We start from the raw sequence: 12,226 nt of genomic DNA, 5'->3' as shown, positions 1-12,226 counted from the left end.
CCACCACCAGAAACCAAAAAGCCCTAGCATTTCTGCTAGGGCTTTACAATTTGGAGCGACACACGAGGTTCGAACTCGTGACCTCAACCTTGGCAAGGTTGCGCTCTACCAACTGAGCTAGTGTCGCAAGAGCGTGATTAGATGGTGCCCCGGGCCGGACTTGAACCGGCACAGCGCGAACGCCGAGGGATTTTAAATCCCTTGTGTCTACCAATTCCACCACCAGGGCACACAAATCTAAATTTGTGATGGAGACACCATCTGGATAACGATTATGAAATCACTATCGAAAAATTTGGAGCGACACACGAGGTTCGAACTCGTGACCTCAACCTTGGCAAGGTTGCGCTCTACCAACTGAGCTAGTGTCGCAAATGGAGGCGCGTCCCGGAGTCGAACCGAGGTCCACGGATTTGCAATCCGCTGCATAGCCACTCTGCCAACGCGCCCCAAAACCGCATCGAGTTATTCTCAACTCGTCTTGGGTACGGGATGCATTCTACGGATTCGAACTTGTTCGTCAACACTATTTTTAATTTTTTAAATCGTTTGTCTAAATTCCCGCCAAAACGAACAAAAATCGTTATTTCTCATTGAGGTTTGGCGACTTTACCACCAAGTTATTGAAAATAAAGTTTGCTGACAAATAGAAGCTGTGCGGCAAAAGTAGCGCCCCACAAACTTCAGTTATCACAATGACAGCTCTTATATCTGCACTAACTATTATTTCTTATACTATTTGCAACTAATCACACCGAGTTTAAGCACAAAAAAAGCCCATCAATGTGGGCTTTCTGTTAATGATGTTGTTTGTCGAGCAAATCATCCTTGGCGGCCAGTAAATACTGCGCCATTGACCAGTAAGTCAACACGGTTGCCGCATAGAGAGCCGCATACCCCAGCCAAATCATCCAATCGTCATAACGCCAAATCAACACCCATAAGGCAAACATTTGGCTGACCGTTTTCACCTTACCTACCCATGAAACCGCCACACTAGCGCGTTTGCCGATTTCGGCCATCCATTCACGTAATGCAGAGATAATGATCTCTCGAGCAATCATAGTCACCGCGGGAATTGTCACCCAGATTGAATGGTAGTGCTCGGTAATCAAGATAAGAGCGGTCGCGACCAGTACTTTGTCTGCCACCGGATCAATAAAGGCTCCAAAACGAGACGTTTGACCCAATTTTCGTGCCAGCATGCCATCAAGCCAATCGGTAAACCCCGCCACCCAAAACACCATCGCTGCTGCGAAAGGAGACCAGCTGTAAGGAAGATAAAACACAACGACAAAAACTGGTATCAAGAATAGTCGCAACAAAGACAGGATGTTGGGAATGTTTAAACGCATATTTTTTAGGGCTCTTTTTGTTTGCGTATGGCTCGGTTGACTGCTTCCAAGCAGCGCCTTATGGTGCGGGATTTTTGCTATTGTTTCAATGCTTGATAGATGTTTTCTGCTAAAGAAGCACTGATCCCAGGCACTTTGGCGATTTCTTCGACACTGGCTCGTTTCAATTCTTGTAGGCCGCCCAAGTACTTAAGTAACGCTTGACGGCGTTTAGGTCCAACCCCTTCGATACCTTCTAACGCACTGGTGCGGCGTGTTTTGCCACGCTTAGCTCTATGCCCTGCAATCGCATGATTATGACTTTCATCGCGGATATGCTGCATCAGGTGGAGTGCTGGTGCATCACTCGGTAGGTTGAACTCATCCCCCTCTACCGTTACCAAAGTTTCTAACCCTGGCTTGCGCGTGACGCCTTTGGCAATACCGAGTAAAAGTGGGCGTTTAGGCCAATCACTCCAATAGCGACAAATGATTTCGTGGGCACGATTCAGTTGACCTTTTCCCCCGTCGATAAACACTATGTCTGGGATTTTCTCGACATCGAGCTGCTTGGAATAACGACGTTCGAGGGCCTGTCCCATCGCTGCGTAGTCGTCCCCGCCAGTGATCCCGCTAATATTGTAACGGCGATACTCTTGTTTAACCGGTCCTTCTTGATTAAACACCACACAAGACGCAATCGTGCTCTCCCCCATGGTGTGAGAAATATCAAAACATTCCATGCGCTGGATAGTGTCTAGGCCCAGTAACGCTCTCAGCTCTTTAAAGCGCTGCGAAATCGTCATCTTATGGTTGATCTTAGTGGTAATGGCCGTGAGCGCATTGGTATTGGCCAACTTGAGGTAACGACCACGGGTCCCTGTCGGGTTGACATGAAATGTCACCTTGCGACCTGCTATCTCACTGAGTGCTAACGCGATCGGTTGCGCTTCTTCGCTCAAAGGCTGATTTAGTATAATACGACTCGGGATGGTGCGCGCTTCGTTGTGGCTCAGGTAATATTGACTCAGGAAACTGTAAAACACCTCTTGAGCATTGGTGTTGTTTGGTATCTTAGGAAAATGACTACGGCTACCCAATACCTTACCCTGACGAATCATCAAAATATGAATACACGCGATGCCACTCTCTTGAGCAAAACCGAGCACATCCATATCTTCCATCGAGTCTTCAGAAACAAACTGTTGCTCTTGGACGCGGCGAATGGCCTGTATCTGATCGCGAAACTTAGCCGCCTGCTCAAACTGTAACGCTTGACTGGCTTGTTCCATTTTTTCGACCAATGAAGCTAACACTTGCTTGTCTTTCCCTTGCAAGAAAAGCCGCACATATCCCACCAACTCATCGTACTCACTGTCTGAAATAATGCTGCTGACACAAGGCGCTGCACACCGACCGATTTGGTACATCAAACAGGGGCGAGTCCGGTTACTGTAAACCGTATCTTCACACTGACGAACTGGAAAAATTTTTTGGATAAGATGGAGCGTTTCGCGTACCGCGCCTGAATCTGGATAGGGGCCAAAATACTCCCCTTTGCGCTTTTTCGCGCCGCGATGCATAGAGAGCCGCGGATGCTTATGACCGCTGACGAAAATATATGGGTAGGACTTGTCATCGCGCAGCAATACATTGTATTTGGGTAAATACTGCTTAATGTAGTTGTGCTCGAGGATCAGCGCTTCTGTCTCGGTGTGAGTCACGGTAACATCAATCTTAGCGATATTACTAACTAAAGCGCGCGTCTTTTCGCTATCTACTTTGGCGCGAAAGTAGCTAGCAAGACGCTTTTTGAGGTCTTTTGCTTTACCGACATAGATCACCACAGCCTCAGCGTTATACATACGATAAACGCCGGGCTGATTGGTGACGGTTTTTAGAAAAGATTCAGAGTCAAACAGGGGCATAGATATCCCTTTAACGAGTAGACAACGTCATTAAGGTATCAATGTCCTACAGAGTCTCGGTATCAATCATGCCATGACGAATGGCCAAGTGCGTTAACTCAACATCACCGCTAATATCCAGCTTACTGAACAAACGGTACCGATAACTGTTGACGGTTTTAGGACTCAAATTCAACTGCTCGGAGATGTCGGTTACTTTTTGACCTTTGGTTATCATCATCATGATTTGTAATTCACGCTCAGACAGATCAGCAAATGGATTTTCCGAAGCCGGAGAAAACTGACTTAACGCCATCTGTTGAGCAATTTCCGGTGAAATGTAGCGTTGTCCGCTGTTGACCATGCGAATCGCATTGACCATCTCATCTGGGCCTGCGCCTTTGGTTAAATACCCTGCTGCGCCGGCCTGCATCACTTTAGTTGGAAACGGATTTTCCGTATGAACCGTCAAAACGATAATTTTCACATCTGGATTAAAACGCAATACCTTTTTGGTGGCCTCTAATCCCCCAATACCTGGCATGTTCATATCCATCAAAATGACGTCAGCATGATTATTACGACACCATTTTACTGCTTCTTCACCGCTTTCAGCTTCCCCTGCTACGTTCATTCCACGGACGTCTTCAATAATACGTCGTATCCCTGTGCGAACCAGCTCGTGATCATCTACAAGGAAAACATTTATCAAACTTGTATCTCCACACTTTGTCTTTGGCTCTGCACCCACTCGATGTGGATAACAGCTATAGCTGCCTAGTTTATCTGAAAATGAAAAAATTGCTTCCTCTGAATATGTGCTGAAACGCAAACTTTAGCAAGTACTTATTTGAAGTTCTGCGCCTACGTTACTTAATTACATTTCAATCAATATCATAGAAAAATGAAGACTGAACAGTCTCAAAAATGGCACACTAATGTGCAACCAATCAAATATTGATTGAAATCCGGAGCGTTTTCATTTAATTGTAAAAAGGTGTGAATAATATTACATTCCACCGTGCGCTAACTCTCTGTTCGCAAAGAACTAAATTTAATAAGGAATTGTTATGAAAAAGCTACTAGCAGTGGCAGCTCTGGCTTCAACTCTCCCACTTTCAAACGTTGCAATGGCTGACTCAGACATCGGTTGTGGTCTAGGTACTATGGTATTTGACGGTCAGTCTGGCAAAGTATCTAAAGTGCTAGGTGCTACTACTAACGGTACTTCTGGTAACCAAACATTCGGTATCACATTCGGTACACTAGGTTGTGATGGAACAGGCACTATCGACTCATCTCAGAAACTGGCTCTATTCATCGATGGCAACATGGATAACCTAGCTCGCGATATCGCGAAAGGCGAAGGTGAGACTCTGGCAACTCTATCTGAAGTTTGGGGCATCAACGAAGCAGATAAGTCTGCATTCAACGAGCTTGCTCAACAAAACTTTGCAGAAGTTTTCAAATCTGAAAACGTCACTTCTCAAGAAGTATTTACTAACTTGAATACGTTAGTTGCTGGCGACAACGCTCTTGCGACTTACGCGATCTAAGTAAATAGGTATAATGCTACGTAAGGTGCTCTTTGAGCACCTTTTTTATATCTCTACCACGTCTTGAATAGCTAAGTCCTTTAATATTCAAATAATTACCTATAAAGTACTTAGCTATTCTCACGGATTGAACAGCAGTATTACATGAAGCTATCTTCCCTTTGTATTCCTCTTCTCGCCAGCCTTGGCGGACTTTTTAGTGCTCCAACGGTTGCACAATCAAATTTCGATACCGAACAACTCGCCAGTGACCCTTATTGGCTCAAGTTAGGCCACTACTTACCAAATACCTTTTCTGGCTATGAGAGCAGTGTCGACAAAGAGGCGTTTTTCTTCTCACCGCAAGGTAAGACCTCACCACTTGCCGAACTCAATGCGACTGTCGCCGCGCTCTACAGCAGTGACGCTTTAGCCGCTAACGAAGCTCGTTGCCAATACCCTGCACGTTTTACCTGGTTGGAGTCCAAAGCTGGCCGAGAAGCGAAGTTAGAGTGTGAAGAGATGCAAACGTGGCGAGAGGTGATTGACCCTAGCGGCATGACGCTGGTATTTCCAACCGCGTTTATGAATAACCCGTCTTCGATGTTTGGCCATACCCTGTTACGAGTAGATGCAAAAGATCAAACCAGACACAAAGAGCTGGTCGCATTTGCGATTAACTTCGCCGCAGAGCCAGAGACACAAGACAACGCCGCGCTCTACGCTTTCAAAGGTTTGGTCGGGAGCTATCCGGGGCGTTTCACCGTGATGCCGTATTACCGCAAAGTACGCGAGTACAACGACATCGAATCACGAGACATTTGGGAGTACAAACTCAAGCTCAACGAACAAGAAGTGAATCGTGTGTTGCTTCATCTGTGGGAAATGCAACGCGCTGAGTTTGATTACTACTTCCTTGACGAAAACTGCTCATATCAGTTGCTCGCGCTGCTTGAATTGGCACGCGATGATTTGTCGCTGATTGCCGATTTCCCGTTACAAGCGATTCCATCAGACACAGTTGAAACGCTGGCGAAGAACGGTTTACTCGAAGAGCCCAAGTATCGTGAAGCATTCGGTACTCGCCTACTTCATCAAAGCCAAGAGATCGACCCGCGCCTATTCGAAGCCGCCAAGCAGGCGAAGCAAGGTCAATTTCCTTCGGCTGACGAATACACTGACACTGAACGCGCAGCCATTTTGGAATTTGCTTACGAATGGCTAAACTTCGAACTGTATGATGCTGGCCTAGAACGAGCTCCAACGGCGAAGCGTTTAACCGAGCTGCTGTATCAGCGTAGTCGTATCAAGGTGGAGTCACCGTTTTCGCAAGTCCCTAAGCCCAGCATTTCTCCTGAGCAAGGGCACGCGTCAGCAAGAATTGGCCTGAGTTACCAGTACAGCGATCATTACACCAACAAAGCGACCTTCGAATGGCGCCCGGCGTACCACGATTTGCTCGATTCTCAAGCTGGATTTATTCCGGGCGCTAAAATCAGCTTTTTGGATACCCAATTCAGTTTTGATGACAATGGCAGCAGTCGCGTCGATCGCTTCTACTTGGTTGACTCTATGGCCCTGGCCCCTTCAAACCGTATCTTTGACAGCTCGGCGTGGAATGTGCGTCTCGGTTTTGACCGCCGGCCAGACGAAGACAAACTTGCCGGACGTACCTTTGCACAAGGTGGGTTCGGTAAAGCGTGGGGCAATTCGGACGGGCTGCATTTGTACGGTTTGTTCTCTGCAGAGCTCAGCGGTGGTCAACTCACCGGCTACGATGCAGTACCAGGGGCAGGGGTTGAAGCAGGTATACTCTACCAATTGGGTGACCGACACCGCATCGGTATTCAAGGACAATACCTCTCTTTATTCAGTACCGAAGCCGACCAAAACGCCAGTGCCACGGCAAGCTGGCAGTGGTCATTTAACCGCAACTTAGCCGTGCGTAGTCAAGTAACCTACCAACACTGGCAAGAAGAAGACGTCAGCGCAAAAATTACCGCTTATATCTACTACTAACTCACATTGTGCTAAGCTACTGAAGCGGAACATCACGTTGATGTTTCGCTTTTTATTTAGTAGTACTTTGATGACCATTAACCAAGGCTTTCTCCTGACTCGCCAAGCGCGAGACGTGTCAGGCAACACCCAAATCGACTTATGGCTCGCGACCGAGCAAGGTCCTGCGCAGCTCATCATCGAGGGCGAAAAGCCTGTATTCTTTGTTTTACAGCAAGACATCGCCGTCATCGAAGAACAGATTGCCAACATGGCGATACCTGCCGAACTAAAGCCGTTGCCGCTACATAGCTTTGATTCCGAACCGCTGGCCGCGTGTTACTGTACAACGGTTAAAGACGCACAAGCGCTAAGCCGGGCACTCAAACTTCATGAACTGCTGATACTTGAAGACGACATTCGCTTGGCCGACCGATATTTGATGGAGCGATTTATCAAAGGCAGCGTCGAGTTTACTGGCACCCGCCAATCTGGACACGGTTATCAGCGTATCACAAACGTAAAGTGTCGCCAGGGAGATTACACGCCGCAGCTTAAAGTGGTGTCTGTTGATATTGAATGTTCAGAAAAAGGCATTCTCTATTCGATTGGTCTCGACAGCCCGATGGATAGCCGCGTCATTATGATTGGCGAATCTCAGCCCGCAGAAACGCCCATCGAGTGGGTAAAAGACGAGCGCGAACTGTTACTCGCGATGGTCCGCTGGTTTAAGCAGTTTGACCCTGACGTGATCATCGGCTGGAACGTGATTGATTTCGACTTCAGGTTGCTGCACAAACGAGCAGAGTGGAACAAACTAAAACTATATCTCGGCCGCGGGAATCAAACCAGCTACTTCCGCACTTCCAATACAACGCAACAAAGTTTTATCTCTATTCCCGGACGGGTCGTGATGGATGGTATCGATACGCTCAAAACCGCGACTTATCACTTCCGTAGCTGGTCACTCGAATCCGTTTCCCAAGAGTTACTGGGCGAAGGTAAGCAAATCCACAACGTACATGACCGCATGGACGAAATTAACCAGATGTTCAAAAAAGACAAACCGTCTTTAGCGAAATACAATCTGCAAGATTGTGTGCTGGTGAACAAGATCTTCGCCCACACACACCTACTCCAGTTTTCCATTGAACGCTCAAGGTTAACCGGCGTTGAACTGGATCGTGTCGGAGGATCGGTCGCCGCATTTACCAACCTTTACCTACCGCAGCTTCATCGGGCGGGTTACGTTGCACCAAACTTGCAACCAGAGAACTGGCTCGCAAGTCCTGGTGGGTATGTGATGGATTCCATCCCGAATCTTTACGACTCTGTGTTGGTGCTCGATTTTAAGAGCCTGTACCCTTCGATAATTCGTAGCTTCCTTATCGATCCTATGGGTCTTATCGAAGGGTTAACGTTGGAAATCGGTAAACGTGACGACCAAGCTGTCGCGGGGTTTCGTGGTGGTCAGTTTCATCGCACAAAACACTTTTTACCGCAAATGATCGAGACCCTCTGGGCGGCGAGAGATGTAGCGAAAAAGAACAATGAGACAGCTTTCTCGCAAGCGATCAAAATTATCATGAACTCGTTTTATGGTGTTTTGGGCTCTTCTGGTTGTCGTTTCTTTGATACGCGTTTAGCTTCCAGTATCACCATGCGCGGCCACGAAATCATGAAACAAACCAAACGCTTGATAGAAGACAAAGGCTATCAAGTAATCTACGGTGATACCGACTCTACTTTTGTCTCTTTAAATGGCCAGTTTAGTCAACAAGAGGCTGACAAAGTCGGCAATCAATTGGTCGAACATATTAACCAATGGTGGACGCAGCACCTTAAACAAGAATACAACTTAACGTCCATCCTTGAGCTGGAATACGAAACGCATTATCGCAAATTCTTAATGCCAACCATTCGCGGGCAAGAAACGGGTTCTAAAAAGCGCTACGCGGGCTTAATTGGCGAAGGTGAGCAAGAACGCATCGTATTTAAAGGGTTAGAGAGTGCCCGTACAGACTGGACTCCGCTGGCACAAGAGTTTCAACAGGTTTTATACGCGAAAGTGTTCGCCGATAAAGATCCAAGTAACTATATTCGCGATTTTGTCGAGCGTACCAAGACTGGTGAGTTTGATGAAAAACTCATTTATCAAAAGCGTCTTCGCCGCAAGCTCCACGACTATCAGAAGAACATTCCACCTCAAGTGCGCGCAGCACGTATGGCCGATGAGATCAACGCTCAATTGGGACGCCCACTACAATACCAAAACCGCGGACGTATTGAATATGTGATCACCGTGTCTGGCCCTGAGCCACGTGAATACCATAAAAGTGCAATTGATTATCAGCACTACATTGATAAACAGTTGAAACCCGTTGCCGAAGCAATCTTGCCATTTATCGGATTAGATTTTGCGACTTTAAGCGAACCGCAATTGGGGCTATTTTAGCTCGCTGAGCGGTTACAATAGTTGATCAACGCTTCGATGGGCATTGCTTTAGCGTAATACCAGCCTTGAACTGTCACCGAGCTCGAGCGTGGAATATGAGCTAGCTGTTGTTCGGTTTCTACACCTTCAACGATGACCTCCATCGCGAGTTGATCGGCGATAGCCAATAAAGTTTTAAAGACACGGCGGCCCTTCTCGGAATCAAGCGCTAAGACAAATGAGCGGTCAATTTTGATGCAGTCGATATCGAACTGGTTGAGGTAGCTCAACGAGGAGTAGCCCGTACCGAAGTCATCGATATGAAACTTAACCCCCAACTGATGTAACCGATTGAGCGCCAGCGTCAAACGTTGAGTGTCTGCAAGCAAGGTTTCTTCGGTTATCTCAATATCGACATAGTGTGCATAAGGTTCTATCATCGCTTCTAGCTTAGTGAGACTCTCTTCATCAAGCAGAGTATCAGGGGTAATATTAACACTGACATTGATAAAGACTCCTTGTGTTTGCATCTTTTCAACATCACTGACCGCCTGTTTTACCACCCATAAGTCTAGCTCTTTCATCAAACCGGCTTTTTCCAGCCAAGGTAAAAATTGATATGGCTGTAGCTTATCACCCTTGTCGTTGATGGCACGAATCAGCGCTTCACACCCTACCACTTGTTGATTAGAAGGCGAAACCTGAGGCTGGTACTCTAAGCAGAAATCCCGTCGACTAAGCAGCTCCATCTCACGTTCGATGGCGCGGTTTTCGCGCGTTTTTCTCGCCAGTTCAACAACTGGGTCGTCACTCAAGGTCTGCGCTTCTTCTTGAAGGCGCGAAAAACTGGTATCCAGTGCAGTAATATGGATGGCTTGCTTGTCGTGAGAATGACCAATGGCTTTCACCGCTGGATAATAAATCACTACACCAACCAAGACATTAAACGCCTGTAGCAACACCGCCGCAATGTCTCCATCGGTCGCAACGAGGGCGTTGAAGAAGATCGGACTATTGAAAGGAACCGATACACTTGGCGACACCACCCAGCCCTGAGAGACCGCCATCATACTGATGATAACATTGGCCATTGGTGCCAACAAAAAAGGCACAAATAAGCGCGGATTCAAAATAATTGGCAGGCCAAACAGCAATATTTCGTTAATGTTAAGCAGCCCAATCGGGATACTCGCCAGTGCGATTAGCTTTAAGCTTTTTTGCTTAGTAAACAGCAGAAGCGCCACAACTAAAGACAGCGTAGCCCCACTCCCGCCAATAAATACGAACGCGCCCATAAACGAGAGGTTCATCGGATACACCCCTTCGCCGCCGGCCAAAACAGTGGAGTAGTTTAGGTTGCTCGCTTCTTGCAGCAAATCGACCAAAGGTAACAACGCATAGTAACCATGAACCCCGATAAACCAAAACAGTGAGTTCAACACACTAAACGTCATGCCGAATAACGTTGGGCTGTTCGCGTAATCGACATGCATTAATGACAACAATGATAAGTCACTTATTCCACTAAACAGCAGTAGGTTAATCGTAACGACCAAGGCACTGGTGATCACAGCAGGCATCACCAAGTTCAGCGACTCTTTGACGATGTGCCCTGCACTATCAATTTTCGTTAACTGCAGTGTCGAGTAGCGCAGCAGGTGCGCCAGCACTGGAATGGCATAGAGTGGCGTCAAAATCGCCATAATAATTTGAAAAGTGAGTACCGTTTGCTCCTCCGGCATTAACCTCGCCACGAGGATTAAATACAAAATAGAGAGCAAAGCGATCGGTGGTCGCGGCAGTCGCCATTGCATCGCTAACACATAAGAAATGGTGGCGGTCATCAGGTACGGAAAAAATAACGCTATCCCCTGATGCAATTCATAGAGCGCGTTCACCCACCCCGTGCGATAACCAACGAAGAACTCGCCCAAACAAGCTAACAACAGGCAAAACGATGAAATCATCAGACACGGGATCAACCAAACCATCCCTTCTCTAATCGCTTGAAAAGAGGGAAAAACAAACTTTACAAACCATGTTGATAGCACCGTTGAGGCGCGTTGTCGGCTCGACGTTTCCATTGAACGGCTAACTCCTTGGGACCTTCTTTAAAGTTAGCAGATAGGTGAGTTTTCTATAATTAAATAACAAAAAATAAAGCGTTGGGTAATCTGTTAGCCTATCTTGAACTCGGTCTTCTTGTATTGTTTTACCAACCATTCGCCAAACCCATCCAAAATACCGATCACCGACCGCTTGGCAATAAGTCGCCCGCTGAGCAGTATACCCAAACGTTCAATCTCAACTTGCTTTTCTGGATGGTAGCGCAAAAATGCCCGGCCACACTCTATCGGATCATCATACCAACGCTTATCTTTGTGCATCACCAGTGAGTAACTCGCTCTTAGCAATTTTTTTGCGATAATTTTCTGAGCTCGGATTTGATCCGGTTCTTTATCGGCACGTGCGATGCGGTTGCGATAGACCGCTACCCAGTCTTCCACATCCATGTTCCAATACTTTGCAATTTCCCAGCTGGGTTCGTAGTCGCCAAAGCACTCCGACAAATCATCACCATAAATGCATACCGAGCAATGGCGTAACTGAAATCCCCATGAAAAAATGCTATCGAGGCTGGCGACTTCACTCACCAATGCGGTTTTAAAATTGATTTCTGTAATAAAGGGGTAAGCTTTTTGAAAACGCCAACGAATAGAGTTAAACAGGGTGGTTTTGATGTCGCCAAAAGGGTGTTGCGTTACCACGATAACATCAAGATTAGAGTGATTCGGCTTAGCGGTTTTACGCGCAACACTGCCATATAAATAGACACTATGCAGGTTCTCCCCCAGCCCGGTTTTTACAAAACTCACCAGAGCATCGATCGCTGGCTGGTACTGAGGCTGAAACGCTTCATTGGGGTCGATTGTGGATAGATGCATTTGATTGTTAACAAATTAATCAGGTCTGAATAGGCTTATGTTCGCTCAGCGTGATTGATCAATCAAGATATTC

At 46.8% G+C, this 12,226-nt stretch carries 8 protein-coding genes and 4 tRNA genes; 3 read left to right on the top strand and 9 right to left on the bottom strand.

Translation table 11 applies throughout. From position 1 onward, the window contains the following. Window positions 1-51: 51 nt before the first annotated feature. The 7 genes from FCU94_RS05895 to uvrY form a co-directional block, all read right to left on the bottom strand. Window positions 52-127, bottom strand: a tRNA-Gly gene (locus tag FCU94_RS05895). 15 nt (window positions 128-142) lie between these two features. After that, window positions 143-229: transfer RNA gene (locus tag FCU94_RS05890), tRNA-Leu, on the bottom strand. 67 nt (window positions 230-296) lie between these two features. Then, window positions 297-372: transfer RNA gene (locus FCU94_RS05885), tRNA-Gly, on the bottom strand. A 3-nt stretch (window positions 373-375) separates the two neighbouring features. Next, window positions 376-449, bottom strand: a tRNA-Cys gene (locus FCU94_RS05880). 348 nt (window positions 450-797) lie between these two features. Next, a complete protein-coding gene (pgsA, locus tag FCU94_RS05875) occupies window positions 798-1,355 on the bottom strand; it encodes a CDP-diacylglycerol--glycerol-3-phosphate 3-phosphatidyltransferase (RefSeq protein WP_176287592.1) in 558 nt (185 codons plus the stop codon). 77 nt (window positions 1,356-1,432) lie between these two features. Beyond that, complete coding sequence (gene uvrC / locus FCU94_RS05870; protein ID WP_176287591.1) at window positions 1,433-3,262, bottom strand: excinuclease ABC subunit UvrC; 1,830 nt, start codon at window positions 3,260-3,262, stop codon at window positions 1,433-1,435. 46 nt (window positions 3,263-3,308) lie between these two features. Continuing rightward, window positions 3,309-3,953, bottom strand: coding sequence for a UvrY/SirA/GacA family response regulator transcription factor (gene uvrY / locus FCU94_RS05865; protein ID WP_176287590.1), 645 nt, complete (start codon window positions 3,951-3,953; stop codon window positions 3,309-3,311). A gap of 358 nt (window positions 3,954-4,311) precedes the next feature. On the opposite strand from uvrY, the gene FCU94_RS05860 reads away from it, so the two are divergent. From FCU94_RS05860 to FCU94_RS05850, 3 genes are all read left to right on the top strand, one after another. Beyond that, window positions 4,312-4,797, top strand: coding sequence for a DUF3015 domain-containing protein (locus FCU94_RS05860; RefSeq protein WP_176287589.1), 486 nt, complete (start codon window positions 4,312-4,314; stop codon window positions 4,795-4,797). A gap of 144 nt (window positions 4,798-4,941) precedes the next feature. Further along, window positions 4,942-6,795, top strand: a complete 1,854-nt coding sequence (locus FCU94_RS05855) for an Lnb N-terminal periplasmic domain-containing protein (protein WP_176287588.1) — start codon at window positions 4,942-4,944, stop codon at window positions 6,793-6,795. Between the two features lie 70 nt (window positions 6,796-6,865). Beyond that, complete coding sequence (locus FCU94_RS05850) at window positions 6,866-9,229, top strand: DNA polymerase II (RefSeq protein WP_176287587.1); 2,364 nt, start codon at window positions 6,866-6,868, stop codon at window positions 9,227-9,229. Here the strand turns inward: FCU94_RS05850 and FCU94_RS05845 are convergent. Together FCU94_RS05845 and FCU94_RS05840 are read right to left on the bottom strand one after the other, a co-directional pair. Further along, a complete protein-coding gene (locus FCU94_RS05845; protein WP_176287586.1) occupies window positions 9,226-11,292 on the bottom strand; it encodes a PTS sugar transporter subunit IIC/EAL domain-containing protein in 2,067 nt (688 codons plus the stop codon). The two genes, FCU94_RS05850 and FCU94_RS05845, sit on opposite strands and share 4 nt — an antisense overlap. 93 nt (window positions 11,293-11,385) lie before the next feature. Next, on the bottom strand, window positions 11,386-12,153 hold the full coding sequence (locus FCU94_RS05840) for a nucleotidyltransferase domain-containing protein (RefSeq protein ID WP_176287585.1): 768 nt from the start codon (window positions 12,151-12,153) through the stop codon (window positions 11,386-11,388). Window positions 12,154-12,226 lie beyond the last annotated feature (73 nt).

Source organism: Vibrio sp. JPW-9-11-11 (assembly GCF_013369335.1).
In the GTDB taxonomy this organism is placed as follows: domain Bacteria; phylum Pseudomonadota; class Gammaproteobacteria; order Enterobacterales; family Vibrionaceae; genus Vibrio.
The sequence above is the reverse complement of the archived record's forward strand: the minus strand, read 5'-3'. Positions and strand labels throughout refer to the sequence as shown.